General features: G+C 73.7%; 19 protein-coding genes. 3 read left to right on the top strand and 16 right to left on the bottom strand.

Annotation, left to right across the window (positions count from 1 at the left end):
• Positions 1–50: 50 nt before the first annotated feature.
• The 16 genes from ACIQFY_RS09335 to ACIQFY_RS09410 all read right to left on the bottom strand — a co-directional run bounded on the left by ACIQFY_RS09335 (position 51) and on the right by ACIQFY_RS09410 (position 17,438).
• Positions 51–2,555, bottom strand: a complete 2,505-nt coding sequence (locus tag ACIQFY_RS09335; RefSeq protein WP_400339574.1) for a hypothetical protein — start codon at positions 2,553–2,555, stop codon at positions 51–53.
• Between the two features lie 162 nt (positions 2,556–2,717).
• Positions 2,718–2,897 (bottom strand): hypothetical protein, encoded by a 180-nt coding sequence (locus ACIQFY_RS09340; protein ID WP_326495665.1) that lies wholly within the window; start codon positions 2,895–2,897, stop codon positions 2,718–2,720.
• Positions 2,894–3,478 carry an aminoacyl-tRNA hydrolase gene (pth, locus tag ACIQFY_RS09345; protein ID WP_326495664.1) on the bottom strand — a complete coding sequence of 195 codons (585 nt, stop codon included), beginning with the start codon at positions 3,476–3,478 and terminating at the stop codon, positions 2,894–2,896. Before pth ends, ACIQFY_RS09340 begins: the two co-directional genes overlap by 4 nt.
• Positions 3,479–3,510: 32 nt before the next feature.
• Complete coding sequence (locus ACIQFY_RS09350) at positions 3,511–4,143, bottom strand: 50S ribosomal protein L25/general stress protein Ctc (protein ID WP_066652537.1); 633 nt, start codon at positions 4,141–4,143, stop codon at positions 3,511–3,513.
• A 335-nt stretch (positions 4,144–4,478) separates the two neighbouring features.
• Entirely contained in the window at positions 4,479–5,438 is a 960-nt protein-coding gene (locus ACIQFY_RS09355) for a hypothetical protein (RefSeq protein ID WP_400339577.1), read from the bottom strand.
• 10 nt (positions 5,439–5,448) lie between these two features.
• On the bottom strand, positions 5,449–6,105 hold the full coding sequence (locus ACIQFY_RS09360) for a response regulator transcription factor (RefSeq protein ID WP_326495662.1): 657 nt from the start codon (positions 6,103–6,105) through the stop codon (positions 5,449–5,451).
• Positions 6,102–7,304, bottom strand: coding sequence for a histidine kinase (locus tag ACIQFY_RS09365; RefSeq protein WP_326495661.1), 1,203 nt, complete (start codon positions 7,302–7,304; stop codon positions 6,102–6,104). Before ACIQFY_RS09365 ends, ACIQFY_RS09360 begins: the two co-directional genes overlap by 4 nt.
• 81 nt (positions 7,305–7,385) lie before the next feature.
• On the bottom strand, positions 7,386–8,354 hold the full coding sequence (locus ACIQFY_RS09370; RefSeq protein WP_400339581.1) for a hypothetical protein: 969 nt from the start codon (positions 8,352–8,354) through the stop codon (positions 7,386–7,388).
• 181 nt (positions 8,355–8,535) lie between these two features.
• On the bottom strand, positions 8,536–9,891 hold the full coding sequence (gene manD / locus ACIQFY_RS09375; protein ID WP_400339583.1) for a D-mannonate dehydratase ManD: 1,356 nt from the start codon (positions 9,889–9,891) through the stop codon (positions 8,536–8,538).
• The gene (locus ACIQFY_RS09380) at positions 9,888–11,168 is read right to left on the bottom strand and encodes a mannitol dehydrogenase family protein (protein ID WP_400339585.1); all 1,281 of its coding nucleotides are present in this window, start codon (positions 11,166–11,168) and stop codon (positions 9,888–9,890) included. The genes manD and ACIQFY_RS09380 overlap by 4 nt, the downstream gene beginning before the upstream one ends.
• Positions 11,165–12,037 (bottom strand): sugar phosphate isomerase/epimerase family protein, encoded by an 873-nt coding sequence (locus ACIQFY_RS09385; protein WP_400339587.1) that lies wholly within the window; start codon positions 12,035–12,037, stop codon positions 11,165–11,167. The genes ACIQFY_RS09380 and ACIQFY_RS09385 overlap by 4 nt, the downstream gene beginning before the upstream one ends.
• Positions 12,034–13,218, bottom strand: coding sequence for a Gfo/Idh/MocA family protein (locus ACIQFY_RS09390; RefSeq protein ID WP_400339590.1), 1,185 nt, complete (start codon positions 13,216–13,218; stop codon positions 12,034–12,036). Before ACIQFY_RS09390 ends, ACIQFY_RS09385 begins: the two co-directional genes overlap by 4 nt.
• A complete protein-coding gene (locus ACIQFY_RS09395) occupies positions 13,215–14,051 on the bottom strand; it encodes a sugar phosphate isomerase/epimerase family protein (RefSeq protein ID WP_400339593.1) in 837 nt (278 codons plus the stop codon). Before ACIQFY_RS09395 ends, ACIQFY_RS09390 begins: the two co-directional genes overlap by 4 nt.
• A 77-nt stretch (positions 14,052–14,128) precedes the next feature.
• On the bottom strand, positions 14,129–15,076 hold the full coding sequence (locus ACIQFY_RS09400; protein ID WP_326495655.1) for a carbohydrate ABC transporter permease: 948 nt from the start codon (positions 15,074–15,076) through the stop codon (positions 14,129–14,131).
• Positions 15,073–16,086, bottom strand: coding sequence for a carbohydrate ABC transporter permease (locus tag ACIQFY_RS09405; protein WP_066652494.1), 1,014 nt, complete (start codon positions 16,084–16,086; stop codon positions 15,073–15,075). Before ACIQFY_RS09405 ends, ACIQFY_RS09400 begins: the two co-directional genes overlap by 4 nt.
• On the bottom strand, positions 16,086–17,438 hold the full coding sequence (locus tag ACIQFY_RS09410; protein ID WP_209683786.1) for an ABC transporter substrate-binding protein: 1,353 nt from the start codon (positions 17,436–17,438) through the stop codon (positions 16,086–16,088). The genes ACIQFY_RS09405 and ACIQFY_RS09410 overlap by 1 nt, the downstream gene beginning before the upstream one ends.
• Before the next feature lie 143 nt (positions 17,439–17,581).
• Between ACIQFY_RS09410 and ACIQFY_RS09415 the strand changes: the two genes are divergently transcribed.
• From ACIQFY_RS09415 to ACIQFY_RS09425, 3 genes are all read left to right on the top strand, one after another.
• On the top strand, positions 17,582–18,622 hold the full coding sequence (locus ACIQFY_RS09415; protein WP_326495654.1) for a LacI family DNA-binding transcriptional regulator: 1,041 nt from the start codon (positions 17,582–17,584) through the stop codon (positions 18,620–18,622).
• Between the two features lie 100 nt (positions 18,623–18,722).
• Entirely contained in the window at positions 18,723–20,162 is a 1,440-nt protein-coding gene (gene uxaC / locus ACIQFY_RS09420; protein ID WP_400339597.1) for a glucuronate isomerase, read from the top strand.
• A 103-nt stretch (positions 20,163–20,265) separates the two neighbouring features.
• Positions 20,266–23,787: an SdrD B-like domain-containing protein gene (locus tag ACIQFY_RS09425; protein WP_400339600.1), complete on the top strand. Its 3,522-nt coding sequence runs from the start codon at positions 20,266–20,268 to the stop codon at positions 23,785–23,787.
• The last annotated feature ends 15 nt before the right edge of the window (positions 23,788–23,802 follow it).

Below are 23,802 nucleotides of genomic sequence, written 5' to 3' on the forward strand. Positions count from 1 at the left end.
TACCGGCGGCGTCCGACACCCGGCCCGGCGTGCGCGGGCGGCGAACACGGTCAGCTGCGGCGACGGAGTCGGGACCCGATCAGGACGAGCAGCGCGGCCACGAGCAGCGCGGGCGCGACGGGTGCGGCGCCGGTCCAGGCGAGGGTGGTCGGGCTGCGGTCCGCAGACGTGGAGCCGGCCCGGTCGGGAGGCGCGGCACCGTCCGCCGCGTCGGCACCCGTCACGCCGGTGGTCCCGCCGCGGCCGGGAGACGACCCCGGGTCGGCGCTCGGGATCGGGGCGGTCGGGGTCGGGGCGGTCGGTCCTCCCCCGCCGGTGGAGCCGTCCGGGCCGGGCGACGGGTCCAGGTCGGGTGCGGCCGTCGGTGCGGGGGCGCCGGTCGGGCCGGGGGCGGCTCCGGACGAGGCGTCGGGCGAGGGCGACGGTCCGGGCTCCGGGGCGGTGGTCGCCCCCGGCTCGGGCGCCGTGGTGGGTCCGGGCGCGGTGGTCGGCTCGGGCGCGGTGGTCGGCTCGGGCGCGGTGGTCGGCTCCGGCGCGGTCGTCGGTCCGGGCGCCGTGGTCGGCTCCGGCGCGGTCGTCGGTCCGGGCGCCGTGGTCGGCTCCGGCGCGGAGGTCGGTCCGGGCTCCGGCTCCGCGGTCGGCTCGGCCGTCGGGGACGGTGCGGGCGACGGCTCCGCTCCCGTCGAGGGTGTCCCGGTCGGGAGCGGTCCTGCCGTGGCCGGGGCGGAGGGGGTCGGGGTCGCGCTCGCCTCGCCCGTCGGGTCGGGATCCGGCTCGGGTCGGGGGCCCGGGTCGGTCGTCGGTGTCGCACCCGGGGTGCCCGACGGCGACGGGGTCGGCTCCGGGGTGGTCGGTCCGGGGCCGGGCGGCGTCGGGGTGGGGCCCGGCTCGTCGGTCGGCTCCGGGTCCGTCGAGGGACCGGGCTCCGTCGACGGATCGGGCTGCGGCGTGGCGGTCGGCTCCGCGGTGGGATCGTCGGTCGGGGAGGGCGACGAGGTCGGTGCGGGGGTCACCGTCGGCGTCGCGCTCGGCTCGTCGGTGGGCTCGTCGGTCTGCTCACCCGTGGAGGCGGGGGTGGGCTCGTCGGTCGCCGGCGCCGACGGGTCCGTACCCGGCTCGCTGCTCGGCATCGGCGTCGGCGTCGGCGTCGGCGTCGGCGTGGGCGTCGGCTGGTCGTTCGGATCCGACGTCGGCGCTGCGGTCGGATCCGACGTCGGCCCGGGGGTGGGCTCCCCCGTCGGGTCGGACGTCGGTGCAGCGGTCGGTTCCGACGTCGTCTCGGGGATGGGCTCCCCCGTCGGGTCGGACGTCGGCGAGGCAGTCGGGTCGGGCGTCGACGGGTCGGTCGGGGAGGCGGTCGGATCGGACGTCGGCGAGGCGGTCGGGTCGGACGTCGGCGAGGGGGTCGAACCGCCGCTCGGGTCACTGCTCGCCGGCGTCGTCGGCTCACCGGTCGCCGGAGTCGTCGGCTCCGCCGAAGGTCCGGGAGACGGGGCGCTCGTCGGGCCAGCCGTCGGCTCGGGCGTCGGGATGTCCGACGGCAGGGGCTCCGCCGTCGGCGCGGTCGGGCTCGTGCCCGGGGTCTCCTCGACGCGGCCGGACGACGTCGCGGTGACGATCCGCTGCCGGTTGTAGTCCGCCACGACCAGGCTCCGACCCGGGCCGACGGACACCGCGGTCGGGTTCGCGAGTGCCGACCCGTCGGGCGCCGTCGAGAACGCCGGAGCCCACGCGCCGCCGGCGTCCGACCAGACGCGGCCGTTCCCGTTGTCCACGACGAAGACGTCCCCGTCGTCGACCGCCACCCCGCGGAGCCGGGTCTGCCCGTCGGCCGGGAACCCGAGCGCGCTGACGACGCCCGACGCGCGGTCGACCTGCCACACCTCGTCGGGTCCGGCGTCCGTCACGGTGAGCGTTCCACCGTCGGCGGAGATCGCGACGCCGCTCGGGTCGGACCACGGACCCGCGACCGCCGTCCACGTCCCGCTGCCGAGCTCGGCCGTCCAGAGCGATCCGCTGCCGGGCACGGCAGCGAAGACCGTCGTCCCCTGCACCGCGAGTTCGGAGACGGCTCGTCCGCTCGGAGGCGGGGCCCACCGGGAGACGACGAGCCCGTCCGGGGAGAGGAGCGTGATCGACCGCCGCCCGGCCTCGGCGACGAGGATGCGGCCGTCGTCGAGGGTGGTCACGGCCGACGGGTTCCACATGTCGCCCGGCGCCGTGCCGAACGGAGCGACCACGCTCCAGGTGCCGTCGAGTCCGCGGCGCAGCAGGCCGTTCCCGGCGAAGTCGGCGACCAGGAGTCGTCCGTCGACGTCGTGGTGCACGTCGTTCGGGGCGGAGAAGCTGCTCGCGACCGGTGGCGCGGACGACTCGGCGCTCGTCGGTGTCCAGGTCTCGGTGGCGGCGACCGCGCCGTCCTGGGTGAGCAGGGAGGCCATGCCGACCGCGATGACCGCGACCGCGGCCGGGACGACGGCGAGGACCGCACGCACCCCCGTGCCGGAGCGCTGTGCGACGTCTGTCGGTCCTGCCCGGTGTCGTGCTCGCCCCACGTCGCCCCCTCGTCGTCGGGACGGTCGCCCCGACGGCGAACCTACCGACGACCGGGGGACGTGACGGTCCCCCAGTTCGGGGACCCGGCGGGAACCGGACAGCCGCCGCTGACCTGCACTGCGCCTCCCGACCGTGGTTACCGGGCACCGGCGAAGCCGGGATCAGTCCTGTCCGGGCTCGAGATCGTCCGGCTGCGACGGCCGCGTGTCCGAGCGGTCGTCCCGGGTCGCCTTCCGGGTCAGCATCCGGACAGCGAAGGTGAGCGTGAAGCCGACGATCACCACGACGACGAGCGCGATCACCTGGACGGGGCCGTCGGCCGCGAACAGGACCGTGCTCACGACGGGGCGTGCACGCGCTGCTGCGCGGCGAGGAGCCCGAGCTCCGCGATCGCCTCGACGGCGTCGGCGCCGTCGGCGAGCAGGTTCGGCAGCGTCTTCTTCTCGGCCGGCGAGAAGTCACGCAGGACGTAGTCGGCGGGGTCCTGGCGACCCGGGGGACGGCCGATGCCGATCCGCACCCGGGTGAACTCGTTCGTGCCGGTCGCCTTGATGATGTCGCGGAGCCCGTTGTGGCCGCCGTGCCCGCCGCTGCCCTTGAGACGGACGGTGTCGAACGGCAGGTCGAGTTCGTCGTGGACGACGACGAGGTCCGCCGGGGTGGCGCTGTAGAACCCGAGCACGCTCGAGACCGGGCCACCCGAGGTGTTCATGAAGGATCCCGGCTTCGCCAGGACGAGCTTCGGTCCGCCGGGCACCAGGCGCCCCTCGGCGACCTGGTTCGGCGTCTTGTGCTTCTTGAACGTCGCACCCATGCGGGCGGCGAGTTCGTCGAGGACCATCTGGCCGACGTTGTGACGGTTCCCCGCGTAGCCGGGCCCGGGGTTCCCGAGCCCGACCACGACGAGGGTCGTTCCTGTCATCAGCGTCGGCCAGACGTTCCGCGGAGGGTGTGTTACTCGGAGTCGACCGGGGCGGAGCCGCCCTCGGCGCCGGCCTCGGCGCCCGCCTCGGCAGCGGCCTCGTCGGCAGCGTCGTCGTCAGCGGTGCCACGCGGGGTGACGATCTGCACGACGAGCGCCTCGCCGTCGGTCTCGAGCTCGGCGCCGGTCGGCAGCTCGAGCTGCGAGGCGAGCACCTGGGTGCCGTCCTCGAGGCCCTCGACGTCGACGGTCACGTGTTCCGGGATGTCGGTCGCCTCGACGAGGAGCGAGACCGAGGAGAGGTCCTGGACGTGGATCGTGCCGGAGAACGACTCGCCCTCGACGACGACGGGGACGTCGACGGTGACCTTCTCGCCACGGCGCACGACGACGAGGTCGATGTGCTCGATGATCTGGCGCACCGGGTCGCGCTGGACGTCCTTGACGAGGGCGAGCTGGGCCGCACCCTCGATGTCGAGGTCGACGACCGCGTTGGCGGTACGGACGAGCAGCATCGTCTCGTGGCCCGGGAGGGTGATGTGCTGCGGCTCGGTGCCGTGGCCGTAGACGACCGCGGGGATCTTGTCGGCGGCGCGGAGCTTGCGCGCAGCGCCCTTGCCGAACTTGGTGCGGGTCTCCGCTGCGAGCTTGGTGTAGTCGGCCATGGTGCCTCCTGGTGTCGGGGTCGACGCCGGGGTGCCGGCATCGGGGGGTCTGTGGTGTTGCAACTCGAACGCGTGCACGCGTGAGGAACGCTCCCAGGACTGGGCCGGGTCTCCCTACCGCGTCGATCACGGCCGCGCGCTGCGCGGCCCTCGCCGAAGTCGGTTTGTGAGTCTAGCAGGGGACGTCGGGCGTGTCGCACCGCGGCACTGCCCACCACCGGACCGGAGGCTCGTGGCGGTGCCGCCACGAGCCTCCCGTCCGTCCCTGCGCGCGGTCGCGGACCGGTCCCCCCAGGTCCACCTGCCCGCGACCGCGGGTCTGTCGCCGTTGTCCGTCAGTCGACGCCCTCCGGTGCGTCCGGCGCCAGTCGCTCGATCGTCCTGGCGACGCGGTCGGCGACCGCGAGCTGGTCCGGCCGCGCGGCCGCCAGCACGGCGGCGTCGGTGGCGGTGACGTGGAGGAGCCGGGACCACTGCGCGTCGTAGAGCGCCTCCCGGTAGCCGGACGACTGCTGGCAGGCCAGGTCGTGCTCGGCGAGGGCGATCTCGGGCTTCGTGACGGGCAGTGCGAGGCCGCTGATGCCGAACGCCTGGCGCATCGGAGCGGTCGGCATCCCCTGCGGGTCCTCGGGGAGCGCGCTCGGGGCGTGCGGTCCGAGGCACGTGCGCCAGCGTGCCGCCGCAGCGACGACCGCCGGTTCTCGTCGTGCCTCGTCCGCGGCGAGGTAGGTGAGGCGCTTCGCGGTCATCGAGGCGCCCTGGGCTTCCTCGTCGTCGTCCGTGCCGAGCGCGCGACGGGAACGTTCGAAGCACCGATCGACGGCGGACCGGTCGGCGCGGTCGAACGCCGCGTCGTGCTCGGGGTCCTCCGCCCACTGCCGCCAGCCGTCACGGTTCGCACCCCGTGCCGACGGCCGGTGGTAGCCGAGGTCCGCCGCCGCCTTGCTCAGCGGTCGTGACCAGTCGAGTGCGGGAGCGTCGTTGCCGCGTTCCGGCGTCTCGTCGGCGACCGACTCTGCCTGCAGGCCCGCGGACGTCGCCCACGGCACCGGGAAGTCGATGCCGACGTCACGCAGGCAGGACTGGTCGAGGAGCGACTCTGCGTACCCGGTCTCGGACCAACCGGGCTGGGCGTAGCCGTCGAGCGGCATCGACCACGTGTCGAGGTCGCGCTCCACCGTCGGGCGGACGGCGTGGTCGGCGGGCTCGGGCAGGCTGTGCAGCACGGCTCCCCCGAGGCCGGCGAGGACGAGGACGAGTACGCCGGACTTCGCGGCACGCTGGGTGATGCGCATGGTGTTCCCCCTAGGCGCGGACGAGTCCGCGTTCGTGTGCGGTGATGACGACCTGGATCCGGTTCCGGAGTCCGAGCTTCGTGAGCACCGCGCGGACGTGCGTCTTGACCGTGGCCTCGCTGAGGAACACGGTCGCCGCGATCTCCTGGTTGCTGAGCCCCTTCGCGACGAGCAGGAAGACCTCGCGCTCCCGGGCGGTGAGGACGTCGAGCACCTCGTCCGGGCGCGGGGTCTCGACGAGGGTCCCGTCGGCGCGGAGCAGGTCGAGCGCCTCGGCCTCGGTCGGCGCCGGACGCCCCTCGTGGACGTCGCGGATCGTGGCGAGCACCACCTCGGGCAGGGCGTCCTTCGTCAGGAACGCCGCCGCTCCCGCACGGAGGGCGGCGAGCACGGCCTCGTCGCGGCGGATCGTCGTCAACACCACGACCCTCGGGCGGTCTCCGCCCTGCGCGGCCAGGCGTGCGGTGGTCTCGATGCCGTTCAGCACCGGCATGCGGAGGTCCAGGAGCAGGACGTCGGGGTCCTCGTCGGCGCAGAGCTCGAGCGCCGCGGCGCCGTCGGCAGCGGTGCCGACGCAGGCCATGTCGTCCTGGGCCTCGACGAGCATCCGCATGCCGGAGGCGAAGAGGTGCTGGTCGTCGACCACGGCGACGCGGATCGCGCTCACCGGGCGTCCTCGACGGGCACCCAACCGGTCACGACGAACTCGTCGGCGTCGTCGCCGGCACCGGCCCGGAGCCACCCGCCGGCGAGCCGAGCCCGCTCCCGCATGCCCTCGATGCCCGAGCCCGCGCCGTCGAGCTGCACCAGGGGCGCGTCCCCTCGCGAGGTGACCACGATGCCGAGGCCCGGGCCGCGCCAGTCGAGCACGACGCGGGTCGACGCCGTCCGCCCCTGGTGCTTGAGGACGTTCGTCAGGCTCTCCTGCACGATCCGGTGCACCGCTCCCCCGGTCGCCGTGCCGACGGGTCCGGGTACACCGTGCTGCTCGAACGTCGCACGCATGCCGAGGTCGCGCATGTCCTCGACGAGGTCGGGGACGTCCGCGAGGCCGTGCACCGCCGCCGACCCGGTGCCCTGGATGCGTTCGACGAGTGCACGGACGTCGCCGAGGGCGCTCCGGCTCACGTCGGCGATGTCGCGGAGGGCCGTCGCTGCCGGTGCGCCGGCACCGGCGATCGCCGCGGCGCCCTGGGCCTGCGAGACCACCACGGCGAGCGAGTGTGCGAGCGAGTCGTGCACGTCGCGGGCGATCCTGGCGCGTTCCTGTTCCGCGCGGAGCTCGGCGGTCGTGACCTCGGTCTCCCGCTCGGCCGCGACGACGCGGGTCCTGGCGAGGCCGATCCGCCACGCTGCACCGATCGCGACGCCGGCGGCCCAGGCGATGCCGCTCGCGCCGGCGATCGCCAGCGACAGGAGCACGAGGTCACTCCGCGTCCCCGAGTGCGCCCCGGTCCAGCTGCCCCAGACGTCGGAGTCGGCGACCGTCGGCACCGCCATCGCCCAGGCGGCGGCGATGCTCGCGACGCCGAGGACCGGGACCGCGAGCCACCGGAGCAGCCCCGACCGCCCTGCACCGACGACGCCCACGACGATCGCGATCGCCAGGTACTCCGGCCACGTCGTCGCGCGCGGGCGGTCGAGCAGGTGCAGCGCCTGCAGCAGCGGGACCACCACGACCAGGCCGAGCGCCGTCGCGGGCATCCAGTTCGTCAACCCGATGGCGACGGCGAACGCGGCGACGACGAGCACGTGGCCGGTCAGCTCGGAGCGTCCGGCCTCGGCGACGATCCAGAGCACCAGGTACACGGCACCGACGACCGGAGGCAGCACGTGCCGGACGCGGCGACGCAGGAAGGAGGTCATGTCGGCGAGCGTAGGGCGGGCGTCCACGCGGCTGCGAGCTCGGGCGGCACCTCTCATCCGAGTGGATGAGTGCTGCGGACGTCAGCGACCGACGTCTCGGCGGTGGTGCTGCGCGGCGCGCAGGAGGTCCCGCGCGCGATCGCTCGCGTCCGCTGCCTCGTCGCGCGCGCGTTCGGCCCGCTCGACCTCGACCGCCGCTTCGGCGAGCTGCCGTTCGAACTCGGCACGACGGTCCTCGGCGGCCTCGAGTTCCTGCTCCGCCGAGTCGAGGGCCGCGTCGGCATCGCGGGACTCGGCCCGAGCGGTCGCCTCGGCCTCGCGAGCGGCGCGGCGCTCGGCAGCGGGGTCGGTACGCGGTTCGGGTGCGGCCTGCGGTTCCGCTTCCGGCTCCGGTTCGGACTGCGGCTTCGGCTTCGGCTCCGGCTCCGGCCCCGGCCCCGGCCCCGGCCCCGGCCCCGGCCCCGGCCGGGAGGCTCGGCCCCCCTTCCGGGACCGTCGCGCGCTGGTGATCGGGATGGGTTCGGCGTCGGTGCCGGACCACGAGTCGGGGACCGCGTCGGGATCGGCCAGTGCCTCGTCGAGGTCGACGGCGTCGAACCCGGCGCTCTCGAGCGGTCGGACGAGCAGCCCGGACCGGACGGCGGCACCCGCGTGTCCGTCGGCCATCGCAGCCTCGATCGTCGCGCGGACCTGGTCGAGGACGGCGGATGTCAGCGGGTGCCCGGCGTCGGAGGCCAGGTCGGCGCCCGCCTGCGCCAGCGCGGCGACGACCTCGGACCGCTGGCGGCGGAGCCGTCGGATCTCGTCGGGGTCGGCGTCCGCCTGGGCCTGCCGGATCGCCGGGCCGAGGTCGACCGCCTCGTCCAGGGCGCCCTCGTGCGCGAGCAGGTCGACCACCCACGCCGCGGGCGCGGGCTTGCGCAGACCGCCGATGCGCGTCGCGAGCGCTCGGTCGTCCTTCCGCACCGATCGCTGCCGCGCGGTGCGTTCCCGGACGAAGTCCGCGGGCGCGACGAGGAGCAGTTCCCTCGCCTCATCCGCGAACTCCATGCCCCCAGCATGCCCGTCGGCTCACTCGCACTCTCGTCGGAAGCACGACCGACCGGGCAGGACACGCCGCACGTCCTCCACCGAGCGGGCCGCGTACGTCACCGTCGTGCGCGACCGTGCCGTGTTTCGCCCGCTCGGGGGCGGGGGCGGGGACGGGGGCGGCCGCCGGTCCGGCGTCGGACTACCAGTCGTGGACGGTGCCGTCGGCCAGGCGGTTGAACGGCAGGTACGCCTGCTCGTACGGGTACTTCCCCGCCTCGTCCACGTCGAGCGTCACGCCGAGGCCCGGCTCGTCGCCCGGGTGCAGGTACCCGTCCGTGAAGGTGAACGTCTGCCGGAACACCTGATTCGTCCTCGGTCCGTGCTGCATGTACTCCTGGATGCCGAAGTTGTGGATCGCCATCCCGAGGTGCATCTGCGCGGCGAGTCCGACGGGTGAGATGTCGGTCGGCCCGTGGAACCCGGACTTGATCTGGTACATCGCGGCGTAGTCCATCGTCTTGCGCAGCGGGGTGACGCCGCCCATGTGGGTCACGGCACCGCGCACGTAGTCGATGAGCTGGTCGCGGATGATGTCCTTGAAGTCCCAGATCGTGTTGAAGACCTCGCCGATCGCGAGCGGTGTGGTGGTGTGCTGCCGGACGAGCTTGAGCGCCTCCTGGTTCTCGGCGGGGGTGCAGTCCTCGAGCCAGAACAGGTCGTACGGCTCCAGGCTCTTGCCGAGCTTGGCCGCCTGCAGCGGGGTCATCCGGTGGTGACCGTCGTGCAGGAGCGGCAGCTCGGGCCCGAACTCGTTCCGGACGGCCTCGAACACGGTCGGCACGTGGCGCAGGTAGGCACGGGTGTCCCAGTCCTCCATCGCCGGGAACGCACCGCGCTGTGCCGGCTCGAAGTCGTACCGGACGCCGGCGTTGCCCTCGGTCGTCCGGTTCGACGCGATGCCGTAGATGCTCTCGAGCCCGGGGACGCCCGTCTGCACGCGGATGGACCGGTAGCCCTCCTCCTGGTGCTCGCGGATCGAGTCGAAGAGCTCCGGGAGCTCCTTGCCCGAGGCGTGGCCGTACGCCATGAGTCCGGTGCGCGACGCCCCGCCGAGCAGCTGGTAGAGCGGCATGCCGGCGACCTTGGCCTTGATGTCCCACAGCGCCATGTCGACGGCCGCGATGGCGGCCATCGTGACCGGGCCCCGGCGCCAGTACGACGAGCGGTAGAGGAACTGCCAGGCGTCCTCGATGCGGCTGGCGTCCCGCCCGACGAGCAGCGGGACGACGTGCTCGGACAGGTACGCGGACACGGCGAGCTCGCGGCCGTTGAGGGTGGCGTCGCCGAGCCCGGTGACACCGTCGGCGGTGGTGATCCGCAGGGTGACGAAGTTGCGGTCCGGACTCGTGACGATGACCTCCGCGCGGTCGATGAGCTGTCCGCGGTCGGCCGACACCCAGGTGTCCGGTCGGCCGGCGGTCGGGTCCGTCGCCGCGCCGCCGTCGGCAGCGCCGGGGACGGGCGCAGCGGGGTTCGTGGTGCCGGTGTCGGTCATGCGTGGACTCCTTCGTCGACGGGGCCGCGTGCTGGTGCCGCGGCGGCGCGGATGCGTTCGGCGGCCGCGGTCACTGCGGCCACCACGGGGGTGGTGTCGAGGTCGGGCGCGACGACCCCCAGGACGTCGTGCACGTCCGAGTCTGGCCCGGGTGCTCCGGCGTCGTCCACCAGCTCGGCCTGCGTGGTGCAGTGCACCCACCAGGCGGCGAGCAGGGTCGCGGCTCCCGGGCCGACCCCGGCGTCGGGGTCGCGCTCGAGTCGCCGACGCAGGACGTCGACGACGCGGACGGGCAGCTTCTGCGAGCCGCCGGACGCGATCTGGCGCAGGGTGTGCCGGATGCGCGGGTTCGCGAACCGCTCGACGAGCGCGGCCCGGGCGTCGGCGACCTCGTCGGTCGGCAGCGGGAGTTCGGCGGCGGCTTCGTCCCAGAGCTGCTCGACGGCGGTCCGGCAGCGTGGGTCGTCCATCGCCGACGCCACGGTGTCGTGGCCGAGCAGCAGGCCGAGGTACGCCAGGAGCGAGTGCGCCCCGTTGAGCAGCCAGAGCTTCCGCTGCTCGTACGGGGTGACGTCGGGCACGAGCCGCACGCCGGCGGTCTCCCACGCGGGGCGGTCGATGCCGTCGAACACGTCCTCGAGCACCCACTCGGCGAAGGGTTCCGTGACCACGGGCACACGGTCGCCGTCGAGCGCCCCGGGCAGGTCGCCGATCTCGTCGAGGTCGGCGGCGGTGGTGGCCGGCGTGATCCGGTCCACCATCGACGACGGGAAGGCGACGGACGACTCGATCCACGACCGGAGTGCCGGGTCGTCCGTCGCCCACAGCACGGCCTCGCGGAGCACGGCGCCGTTGTGCGTCAGGTTGTCGAGCGACACCAGGGCGATGCGTCCGCCGTCGGCGGCCCGGCGTGCGGCAAGCCCGTCGACCAGCCGGGCCGGCACGTCGGCGTCGGCGCGGTAGCCGGCCTCGGTGACCGTCAGCGTGACGATGGTCGTCCCCGGGGACGCGACCACGTGCCTCCAGGCCGTGCCGTCGCCGCCGGGGTGCGCCGCCACGATCGAGTCGACCACCTCGGCCGTGTCACCGTCGGCCGCTCGCGTCACCAGCGTGTACCGGCAGTCCTGGCCGGCGAGCGCATCGGCTGCTCCGGGCGAGCGCCCGGTGAAGGCGGTGATCCCCCACGGATCACCGCTGGCGTGCTGCGTGTACCAGGCGAGGTGGGCGCGCGCGAACGCGCCGATGCCGAGGTGGGCGATGCCGGGGCGTCGACTCATGCGGTCACCGGGACCAGGGAGCGCAGGTACGCCAGGTTGTCGGCGGTGCGCTCGGCGAGCGGCAGGTCGGTCGAGAAGTCCTCGATGGTGACCCACCCGTCGTACCCGTGCCGTCGCAGGGCGTCGAGGTACTCGGACACCGACGCCTGGCCGTCGCGCAGCGGTGCCCACTCGTTCCGCCAGATCCGGCTGCCGTCGTCCCGGGTCTCGCCGGTGTCGACCCACCGTGCGTTCTTCACGTGCGCGTGGGCGAGGTACGGCCCGAGGAGCTCGAAGGCCGCGAGGTGGTCCTCCTGCCCCTCGATCACGAGGTTCCCCAGGTCGTGGATGACGCCGACGTGCTCGGGGTCGAGCCCGTCGACGAGCCGGAGCGCGGCCGACGCGGACGGGGTGATCGTCATGTGGTGCAGCTCGACGAGTGCCTTGACACCGAGCTCGGCAGCACGCGCCGCCGCCCACTCGAGGTCGGCGCGCGTGCGGTCGAAGAGCTCCCCGTAGGTGGCGCCGGTCCGCTCGCGCTCGCGCTGGTACCAGGGCATGGTGACGCGCACCTGGCGGGCGCCGAGTTCGCTCGTCACCCGGAGCATCGTCTCGACGCCCTCGTGGTCGGACACCGGCTGGTAGCCGCCGATGCCCGAGTACTGCAGGCCGGCGGCGTCGGTGGTGCGGGCGATCTCGCCGACCCGGTCCGCGATGCCGGTGAACTGCCAGGTCGACCGGTTGCCGGCCCAGAAGCCGGACGAGCCGTCCTCGGTGAGGTCGTCGACGATGCGCCACTCGATGCCGTCCCAGCCCTGCTCGGCGAGGGTGTCGGCTGCCTGCGACGGGGTCCAGTCGGGCGTGGAGGCGGTGAACACGGAGAACTTCACCGGACTGCTCCTTCCCGGGGAGCGACGACCGGTTCGACGTCGTCGTACTTCCCCTCGATGACGTCGTCGATCCGGACCGGCTGCCCGAGGGTCGCGCTGACGTACAGGCCGCGGACGGTCGCGAGCGACACGAGGGCGTCGTCGACGGTCACGCCGGGGTCGCGTCCCTCGCGGATCGCGGCGACGATGTCCGTGTACTGGCGGGCGTGCCCCGCGGCGAAGTGGTCGGGCTCCGGCGGGCCGCCGACGACGTGCTCCGGCGGGACGACGTCGTGCTTCTGGTCGACGGCGTCGGCGACCGCGGTGGCGTTCGCCGTGGTCGACGCGGACTCGAGCGTCGCCGCGTCCGGTGCGACGTGGAAGTACGCGAGCCGGTCGTCGTCGACGATCGCCGAACCGTGCGTGCCGTACACCGCGTAGCGCGCGGAGAGTCCCGGGTAGGCGGCGGTCGTGCAGTGGATGACGCCGAGCGCGCCGCCGCGGAACCGGACGGTCGCGACCGCGGTGTCCTCGACCTCGATGCGGTCGTGCGCGAGGAGCCCGACCTGCGCCGAGATCTCCTCGGGACGACCGAGTGCCCAGACGAGCAGGTCGACGGTGTGCACGCCCTGGTTCATCACCGCGCCGCCGCCGTCGAGCGCCCAGGTGCCGCGCCAGTCGCCCGAGTCGTAGTAGCCCTGCGAGCGGTACCAGGCGACGCTCGCGACGCCGGAGGTCACGGTGCCGAAGTCGCCGCCGTGCGCGGCTCCCGCGACCGCGACCGAGGCCGGGTCGAAGCGGTGCTGGCTGATCACGCTCGTCGTCACCCCACGCGAGCGGGCGTCCGCGGCGAGCGCCGCGATCTGGCGGGCCCGGGGCATCGTGGTGTCGAGCGGCTTCTCGATGACGACGTGCTTGCCCGCGGCGAGCGCCGCCTCGGCCAGCTGGACGTGCATGCCGGACGGGGAGCAGATCGCGACGACGTCGATGTCGGTCTGCGCGACGGCCTCCTCGACGGTCGCGGTGGTGACGGGCCGGGCGGCGCCCGTCGCCTCGATCTCGTCCGCCGCGCCGGTGGCGGCCGCGGGGACGGCGTCGACGAGGGCGACGACCTGCAGGTCCGGGTGCTGCACGGCAACGCGGGCGTGGTGGCGTCCGATGACGCCGGCGCCGACGACCGCCAACTTCAGGGGGGTGCTCATCGCAGGGTGACTCCGATCTGGTCGGTGAGGGAGCGGAAGGCCCGTCCGGCACGGCCGAAGGCCGCGGGGCCGGAGAACCCGCCGAGGGAGGTGACGTCGCTGAGGTGCGGTTCGAGGGAGGCGTACCCGGAGTACCCGGCGTCGCGGAGCGCGGTCAGGGTCTCGAGCAGTTCGCCGTCGCCCTCCCCCGCCGGGACGACGGACGCGTCGGCGGCCAGGGCGTCCTTCACCTGCAGGTAGTCGACGTACGGCGCGAGCTGCGCCCAGCCGTCGGCGAACGGCCGGACGCCGCACTGCACGTAGTTCGCGTTGTCCCAGGCGAGCCGCAGCGCGCTCGACCCGACGCTCTCGACGATGTCGAGCACGCGCTCGGGGACGTCGCCGTAGATGTCCTTCTCGTTCTCGTGCAGCAGGGTGACGCCCTCGCGGTCAGCGAGGTCGGCGAGCGCACGCATCCGGACCATGACGTCGTCGCGCACCTCGTCCGCCGTGCGCCCGTCGAAGTAGAACGAGAAGATCCGGATGTTGGTCGTGCCGAGCGCGTGCGCGGCGGCGATCGCGCGGCCCAGCCGCTCGACCTCGTGCTCGACGGGCCGGTCGACGAGCACCTTGCCGATCGGCGAGGCGATCGCGGACACGGTCTGCCCGCGCTCCTCGAGCAGGCGGTGGAGGCCGGCGAGCTGGTCGTCGTCGAGGTCGACGACGTTGGTGCCCCATGCGCTGCGCACCTCGATCGCGCTCGCGCCGAGCGCCTGCAGCACGGCGACCTGGACGGCCGGGTCGGCATCGATCTCGTCGCCGAAGCCGGAGAGCTCCCACGTTGGCTGGGTCATCGTGTTCCTTCCTTGTCGGACGGGAGGCGCGTGGCGGGCCGGCACCGCGCCTCCCGTCCGTCGTGTGGTTGCGTTCGTCACTTGACGGAGCCGGCGGTGAGCCCGCCGACCAGGTAGCGCTGGAAGATGAGGTAGAGCGCGACGACCGGCACGGCGCAGACGATCGACGCGGCCATCATCTGGCCGTAGATGGGGACGGCGCCGCCCTCCTGGGCGGTGCCGAGCACCTGCAGCACCACGGCCACCGTGCGGGTGTTCGGGGTCGTCATGATCGTGCTGAAGAGCACGTCGTTCCAGCCGAGCAGGAAGGCGAAGATCGCCGAGACCACGACGCCGGGCCACGAGAGGGGCAGCACGACGCTCCGCAGGATGCGGGTGCTCGAGGCGCCGTCGATGCGGGCCGCCTCCTCGAGCTCCTTCGGCAGGCCGCGCAGGTACGTGACCATCACCCACGTCGAGAACGGCAGGGCGAACGTCAGGTAGGTGACGAAGAGGCCCCAGCGGGTGCCGATCACCTGCACGCCGGTGGCGCTCGCGATGTTGGCGAAGACCACGAAGACGGGCAGGAGCAGCAGGGTGCCGGGGATCGACTGCAGGGCGAGCAGCCCGCGGAGGATCGTCAGCCGGCCGAGGAACCGGAACCGGACGAGCACGTAGGCGGTGGACACGGCGAGCGCCGCACTCGCGACCGCCACCGCACCGGCGGTGAGCAGGGAGTTCACCAGGCCCTGCCCGAGCGACACGGTGTCCCAGATCGCCACGTAGTTCGACAGCGTGAACTCGGACGGGAAGTACTCGCCGCGGGCGACCGCGACGTCCGAGTTCACCGAGCCGAACAGGATGTACAGCACCGGCACGGCGATGAACGCGACGAGGACGGCGATCACGGTGACCAGCAGCCACCGCGGCAGCAGCCGGGTGACGTCGGTGTCGTACGGACGCTTCGGGCGCTTCGCGCCACCGGCGGTGATGCTCTCGGTGAGCGTCGCGGTCGGACGGGTGCGGGTCTGGCTGAAGGCGCTCATGCGCGGGCTCCCTCGAGGTCGGCGGCGGCCGGGGCGGCGAGCAGGGCGCGGTCCGCGCGACGCTGCTTCCGGGTGGGGCCCGCGTCGTCTCCGGTGTCGAGCTTGACTGCCCGGAGGTAGACGAACAGCGGGATCGCGACGATCACCAGCGAGCAGATCGCCATCGCCGCGGACAGGCCGAAGCGGAACGACTGGAAGCTCGCGATGTACGTCAGGACGGGCATCACCTCGACGCTCGAGGGCAGGGGGTTGCCGAAGAGCACGAAGGGCAGCGTGAAGTTGTTGATGTTGTGCAGGATCGAGATGATGATCGCCAGGCTCAGCGGTCCGCGCAGGTACGGGAAGACGATGTAGCGGAGCTTCGCCCACCACGTCACGCCGTCGAGGGCGGCGGCCTCGTGCACCTCGTTGTCGACCGCCTGCAGTCCGGCGAGCGAGAGCAGGTAGACGAACGGCCAGCTCGTCCACACCATGACGCCGGCGAGCGCCCAGTAGGACGCGGAGCCGTTCAGCCAGAGGACGTCGGTGCCGAGGACGGTGTTCACCACGCCCTGCGGCTGGAGCATCGTGCGGAAGAACGTCCCGACGACGAAGGCCGGCAGCACGTACGGCACGAGGTAGATCGACCGGACCAGGCCGCGCCCGGGGAACCGGTTCTGCGTGGAGACCGCCGCGGCGACACCGATCGGGACGGTGACCGCGGTGACGAGCACCGACAGGGACACCGAGATCCAGATCGAGTGCAGGAGCGGCGAGTCGGTGAAGGCCTCGGCGAAGTTGGCGAACCCGACGAAGGGGGCGCTGAACCACTGGCGCAGCGTGTACTGGTCGAGGTCGAGCATCGCGATGTACAGGCCGACGAGCAGCGGCACGACGATGACGGCGAGCATGAGGACGCCGCCGGGCAGGAGCATCCAGAGCGGACGCTCGCGCTGGTACAGCGGGGTCGTCCCGTGCGGGCGGACCTCCCGCGGGGTCTCCTGGCGGGGTCGGGTCTGCGTGGTGGTCATCACAGCCCTCCGTTCTTCTGGCGGTCGAGCGTTGCCTGGGCGTCCCGCTGCGCCGCTGCGAGGCGCTTCCGGAGCTGGTCGTCGCTGACCTCGCCGCGCTTCAGCGACGGGATCGACTGCACGACGACGTCGACCAGCGAGAGCTGCACGTCCGACCAGGCGCCGGTGAAGGCGGTGGGCTTCGACAGTTCGCCGGCGCGGACGATGGGGGCGAGGTCGGGGTTCTGCTGCGCGATGCGGTCCGCCGCGACGGTGTTCGTCGGCAGTTGCCCGAAGAGCTCGAAGTAGCGTTCCTGCGCCTCGGGCGAGGACACCTGCCGCACGAAGTCGAACGACAGGTCCTGCTTCGAGCCGTAGTCGGCGACGACGAGGTTGTCCCCGGACAGGATGCTCGCCGCCTCGATGCCGTCGGCGGGGCGCTCGGTCGCGCCCGGTGGCACGGTCGGCAGCAGGGCGTACTCGTACTTGCCGTCGACAGCCGAGCCCTGCAGCGAGTTCAGGGAGGTCGTCGTGGTCATCGGGAAGAACGCGGCCTTGCCGTCGGCGAACTGCGCGAGGGCCTGCGGGTTGTTCCAGCCGATCGCGGCGGGGTCGACCACGCCGTCCTCCGTCACCCAGTCGAAGTAGGTGCGGTAGGCCTGCTCGACGGCGGGGGCGTCGATCTCGGCCTTCCCACCGTCGATGATCGTGTTGCCGGCGTTCTGCGCCATCCCCCACACGAACTTCCACGGGTCGAAGCCGTCCGCGTAGGCGATCGCCATGCCGTAGGTACCGTCGCCGGTGGTCTTCCGGGCGTCCTCGGTGAGCTCGTCCCAGGTCGTCGGCAGGTCCGTGATCCCGGCGCGCTCGAGGAGCTCCGTGTTCACGGCCATCACGAACGGTCGGCTGGCGAAGGGGATCCCGATCTGCTCCGCCGTGCTCGGACCGGAGATGCCGAGGGACGCCGGTGCGAACTGGTCCTTGCCGCCGACCGCGTCCCACTGCTCCGGCCCCATCTCGACGAAGGCACCGGTGGCGTAGGCGGTCGGGGTGAAGGTCGTCCCGATGGCGTAGACGTCCGGGCCCTGGCCCGAGATGACGCTGGTCTGGATCGCGGTGAGCTCCTCCTGCGGGGTCGAGTAGGTCTCCCACTGGATGTCGGCACCCGTGGTGCGCTCGAACTCGGCGGCGGTCTCCCGCTGCCACTGCGCGCGTTCCTTCGGGTAGGTCGTGTCCGCGCCCATCATCACGCGGAGGGTGTCCGGGTCGTCGCCGCTGCCGTCGACGATCGCGCAGCCCTGCAGCGAGAGGGCGGCGACGGCGACGACGGCGGCACCGACCAGGATGCGGGTCCTGCGTCTTCCTGTGCTCATGCGGGGGTGTCCTCCTCGACATCTCCCCCGGGCGACGGTGCCCGGGACGGCGGCTGCGCTGCCGACGTGCCACCACTGTCCCGGTCGTGGCAACAACCGGCAACCGGTTGCCACTTGTTGCCACGCCGGCATAGTTTCGCCTCGTGAGCAGCGCAGACACGGACACCTCGCGGCGGGTGACCATCCGGGACATCGCCGACGCGACCGGGGTCGCCCCGTCCACGGTCTCCCGCGCGCTCTCGCTGCCGGACCGGGTCAACCGCGACACCCAGCAGCGGATCCAGCAGGTCGCCCGCGAGCTCGGCTACGTCGCGAACTCGCAGGCCCGGGCGCTCACCTCGGGACGGACCCGGGCGGTCGCCGTCCTGGTGTCCGACATCACCAACCCCTTCTACTTCGACGTGATCCGCGGCACGCAGCACCAGCTCTCCGCCGCCGGGTGGACGCAGTTGCTCGTCGACACCGAGGAGTCCGCCGAGGCCGAGGTCGCGGCGCTGCGTGCCGTCGCGGGCAAGGCCGACGGCGCCGTGCTCACGGCGTCCCGCCTGTCCGACGCGCAGATCGCGCGGTTCGCCGAGCGCACCCCGCTCGTCGTCGTGAACCGTCGCCCGGCCGGGGTGCCGTCGGTCCTCATCGACACCCCCGGAGGCGTCGAGCAGGCCGTGCAGCACCTGGTCTCCCTCGGGCACCGGGACGTGCTCTACGTGGCCGGCCCGGACAGCTCGTGGTCGAACGAACGCCGCTGGCGGGCGCTCGTCCGCGTGGCGGGGCGCCTGGGCGTCCGGGTCGCCCGCATCGGCCCGCACGCGCCGTTCGTCGACTCCGGAGCGGCCGCCGCCGACGCCGCCGTGCACGCCGGGGCCACCGCGTGCATCGCCTTCAACGACCTCATCGCGATCGGGATGCTGACGCGGTTCCGGGAGCGGGGCGTCCGCGTGCCCGAGGACGTGAGCGTGGTCGGCTGCGACGACATCTTCGGTGCCGACTTCTGCAACCCGCCCCTGACGACCATGACGTCGCCGATCGAACGCGCCGGTCGGGTGGCGATCCGGATGCTGCTCGGTCGACTCGATGCACTGCCGGCCGACGAGCCGCCGGGTGAGCACGCGGCGGGCGCCGTCGCGCTGCCCACCCACCTGACCGTCCGGGGGTCCACGGGCCCGGCACCCGTGCGGCCCCGCTGATCCCCGCCCCGCCGCTCGATCCCGCCCGCTCGCTCGCCCGACCTCGCCCGCCTGCCCGCCCGCTCGCCCGACCTCGCCCGACTGCCCGAAGGAGCCGATGATGCCCTCCACCAGCACGACCACGCCGCTCGCACCGCACCCCGACCGGCTGTTCCCGGCGGACCCGGGGACGCGCTCGGTCGCCCGCACCGTCTACGAAGCGGTCCGCGACGCCCCGATCATCTCCCCGCACGGGCACGTCGACGCGGCGCTCATCGCGGACGACCAGCCGTTCCCCGACCCCGCTGCGCTGCTGGTCGCGCCCGACCACTACGTCCTGCGCCTGCTGCACGCGAACGGGGTCGGGTTGCAGGAACTGGGTCGCCGCGACCTGACGGGCACGCACCCAGACCCCGACGGCCGGGAGGTCTGGCGCCGGCTCGCCGAGCACTGGGACGACTTCGCCGGCACGCCGGTCCGCTACTGGTTCGAGACCGAGCTGCACGACGTCTTCGGTCTGACCGAGCAGCCGTCGGCCGCGAACGCGGACGCGCAGTACGACCGCATCGCAGCCGCGCTCGCGACGCCGGCGCTCCGACCCCGCGCGCTGTTCGACTCCTTCGGGATCGAGGTGCTCGCGACCACCGACGGCCCCGCGGACGACCTCGCCGCGCACGCACGGCTCGCCGCCGACCCCTCCTTCACCGGTCGGGTGCTCCCCACCTTCCGCGCGGATGCCGTGTTCGACCCGTCACGCCCGGACTGGAGGCACGTCGTCGCGTCGATCGGCGAGGCGTCCGGCATCGACACGGGCACCCACGACGGGCTGCTGGCGGCCCTCCGTGACCGGCGCCGGTACTTCATCGAGCACGGCGCGACCGCCACCGACACCGGCGTGCTCGACGCGGGATCCGCGCCACTGTCCACGACCGAACGCTCGCGCATCCACGCGGCGGCGATGCAGGGCCCGTCGGGCGTCTCCGCGGCCGAGGCGGTCGCCTACCGCCACGACATGCTCTACCGGTGGGCGGAGATGAGCGTCGACGACGGCCTCGTCATGCAGCTGCACCCGGGTGTGCTCCGGAACCACCACACGCCGACCCTCGAGCGGTTCGGCCCGGACACGGGCCACGACCTGCCGGCCGTCGGCGCGTTCACGGAGCCGCTCCGTCCGCTGCTCGAGGCCTTCGGGACCGCACCCGGCTTCCACCTCGTCCTGTTCACCGTGGACGAGACCGTCTTCTCGCGCGAGATCGGCCCCCTGGCCGGCTTCTACCCCGCCGTGTACGCGGGCGCCCCGTGGTGGTTCATCGACACCCCGGCGGCGATCGGCCGCTACCGGGCGGCGGTGACGGACTCCGCCGGGTTCACGAAGACCTCCGGGTTCATCGACGACACCCGGGCGTACTGCTCGATCCCGGCACGGCACGACATGGCACGGCGGGCCGACGCGGCGTACCTGGCGTCGCTCGTGGTGTCGCACCAGCTCTCCGAGGAGGACGCGGTGCGTGCGGCACGGAGGATCGTGTCGGACATCCCGCGGGCGACGTTCAAGCTCTGAGCGGGATGCCGCACATGTGACATGCGGAGTGTTCGGTCCTGCGGCGTCGGCGGGGTCAGGGTGAGGCGTCCGTCGTCCATCCGATCTCCGACCGAGGAGCGCCATGTCTCGTCGTCCGTCGTCCGAACGTCCTCCCTCGCCCACCCCCGCCCGTTCGAGCCGATCCGGCCGACCCGTCGGGCCGCCCTCCCTCGGCCGCGCAGTCGGCGCTCTGGGGGCAGCGGCCCTCGCGGTCCCCTCCGTCCTGCTCGGACCGACGGGTGCCGCCGCTGCGGCGACCGCGCCGGCGGCGGTGGTCGGCCTGGCCGTCGAGGTCGCCGCCGACGGCCGCGGTCCCTTCACGCCGGACGACGGCCCGGGTGGGGACCGGGGTCCCGCCAACGGCATCGTCCGGACCCGCGACGCCGTCACGTACCGGGTCACGGTGAACGCCGGCGACGGGACCGCGCACCACGAGCGCTTCGTCCTCGACGCTCCGGCGGGCACGGGTTGGGCGGGGGTCCCGCTCGCGTGCACAGGTGCCGGGTCGGCGGTCGAGGGCCAGCGGCTCACCTGCGGCCTCGGCGACGTCCCCTCGGGTCACGCCGTCGCCGTGCCGGCCGTGCTCGACGTCTCCGGGGACCGGCGGAACGGTGACCGCATCGCCGTGACCGGCACCGCGACCGCGGACGACGCCGAGCCCACCGCACCGGTCACGTCGGCGACGACCGTCGTGTCCGCCGCGCCGCGGTACAACCTCAGCAACGCCGTGGTGGGCTCGACCCTGCAGACCGACGTGCCGGGCCCGGACGGGACCCCCGGTGTGCAACTGCGCTACCCGATCGCCGTCGACTGGCAGTCCCCCGTCCCCGGGCAGGGTCTCCTCGGGTTCGAGCGGAGCACGGGCGACATGCACTTCACCGACGACCTGTCCCATCTGCTCGGCGACCGGCCGTCGCGTGCGGTGCTCTGGAACGGCGGTCGACCCACCTGCGGCAGGAACGGCGAGGACGGCGTGCAGTTCGGCGGTCTGCCGGGCGGCCGCGGCGGGGGCGACCGTGCCGTGGCCGACTCCGGCACCATCACCTGCACGCAGGCAGCGCCCGGCGGCGAGGTCGACGTGACGATCGCCGGCGCGGTGACGGACGCCGCGCGGATGCCCGGGCGGAACATCGGCGGCGGCCCGCTCAGCGGCGGCCCGAAGCCGTACGTCGTGAGCGGGTGGATCTCGCTGTGGATGCCCACCCCGTCGGTGCCGACGTCCGTCGAGTCGGTCAACACCTTCACGCCGCTGCAGACGACCTCGGTCAGCGGGACCCCGAACTTCCCCGGCAGCTCGGAGCCGATGGCGGACAACAGCGCCCGACGGAACCTCGTCGAGCTCGGACCGGGGACCGCGGGGAAGCGGCTGTGGCGCCTCGGGAGCGACGGCAGCGGCGTGACCGCCGGATCGGCGAGGGCCGGGGACCCCTGGGCCACCGGCGGCACTCGACTCCGCAGTGCCGTCACGATGGCGAACACCGGCCTCGCGCCCTTCCGCGGCGCAGCGCTCTGCGACACCTTCGACCGCCGGACGCAGCGACTGACGACGGTGGCAGGGCGGGCTCCTGCGTGGTCGAGCGGTCTCGAGCATGCGCACGTACAGTACGCCGCGTACGACATGGCGTCACCGGCGGCGGGCCAGGTGCGTACGTGCGACGACGCCGACGGCCCCTGGTTCGACGATCCGGCGGACGTCCCCGGCGGCATCGCGGCGGTCGGGGCAGTCCGCGTCACCGGTGACCTGGCCGGCAGCGCGAGCGGCGGCCTCTACTCCACGGTGATGACGCAGCGCGCGCCGGACGGGACCCGGGCGTACGACTTCGGGCACGCTCGCTTCGGTGACCACCGGCCCGAGTGGGTGCACGATCACACGGACCCCGGGCTCGGTGCCGGCGGGCTGGCCGACAGCGTCATGCTCACCGAGGACCTGGTCCGCGTCGAGAAGGTCGTCGTCGACCCGGGTACCGACGCCGCGGACACCCCGGACCGGACGAGCTCGGCCCTCCCCGGCAACACCGTCGACTACGCGCTCCGTCCGACCCTGACGAACGGCTTCGCCGACGGCAGGGCGACCACGGTCACCGTCCGCGACGTCCTGCCGACGCACACCGAGTACGTCGAGGACAGCGCCTCGCTGACGCCGGAGGTCGACGTGGTACAGGACGCTGACGGCCGTCAGCACCGACGCCTGACCTGGACGCTGCACGACGTGCAGCCGAACGCCCACATCGCGCCGATCACCTACACGGCGCGGATCGACCGCTCGGCGCAGGCCGGTCCGATCAGCAACACGGTGACCGTGGCGTCACCGGCCGACCGGTCCGACGAGCGCTGGCGCACCGCCGAACGCGGCCTGGAGGTCGTCACCACCGGCGGGGTCGGGGTCGAGAAGCGCACGCCGGCCCCCGTCGTCGTGACCGGCGACGATCCGGAGTGGGACCTCGACGTCACGAACACCGACGACGCCGCGATCGGCGGCCTCGACCTGATCGACGTGCTCCCGCACCACGGAGACGCACGAGGCTCGGACTTCCACGGCACCGTCGGACTCGCGGCGCCGGTCCCCACCGACCCCGACGCCGGTGAGCTCGTCCGGTACACCGACGCCGATGCCGCCGACGTCTCCCCCGACGGTGCCGACCCGAGCAACCAGCCCGGCGGTACGACCCGCTGGTGCACCGAGGACGAGTTCGGTGCGAGCGGCTGCCCGGACGCACTCGACCGGGTGACCGCCGTCCGGATCGAACGGCAGACGCCGGTCCCTGCCGGCGAGACCGTCACGCACCGGCTCGTGCTCGCGACGAGCGGCGCACAGGACGGCGACCGCTACGTGAACCGGTTCGGCCTGCGGACGTCCGACCTGGCGCTCCCGGTGCAGTCGAACCCGTCGACCGTCCGGGTCGTCGCCGGCATGATCGGCGATCGGGTGTGGGACGACCGGAACGGCGACGGCCTGCAGGACGACGACGAGTCCGGCGTCCGTGGCGTCCCCGTCACCCTGACCGGGACCGACGACCACGGTGACGCAGTCGAGCGGCGCACGACCACCGACGACGAGGGTGGGTACCGGTTCGACGGGCTGCGGCCGGGCGACTACCGCGTGCACTTCACGGCGCCCGACGGCATGCACGTCACCGAGGAGCACGTCGGCGACGATCCGGCGGTCGACTCCGACGTCGGACCGGACGGCGAGACCGCGGCGGTCATGATCGACCGGGTCACGAGCGCGGAGGGAGCGCTCGAGGGGGTGCGCCGCGACACGACCGTCGATGCCGGCCTGGTCGAGGCCGGATCCGGCGACGGTGGGGACGGCGGTGGTGGGGACGACGGCGGGGACCCGGGGGCAGGCGACGGGACCGATGGCCCCGGGAGCCCCGGTGACGGCCGTCCTGGTGGCGCCGGTGCCGGTGCCGGTACCGGGGGTGGGGACGCGCCGATCGGCAGCGATCACGAGCAGACCGGCGCGGCGCAGGCCCTGTCTGCCGGCCGACTCGCCTACACGGGGACGACCGTCGGTGCTGCGGTGGCGCTGGCGCTCGCGCTCCTCGTGCCCGGGCTGACCGTGCTCATCAGCCGACGACGGTCCCGTCGGTCGTCTGCCTGACCCGGCATCCGGCGC

The sequence above is a fragment of the Curtobacterium sp. NPDC092190 genome (assembly GCF_044755625.1).
Taxonomy (GTDB): Bacteria; Actinomycetota; Actinomycetes; order Actinomycetales; family Microbacteriaceae; genus Curtobacterium.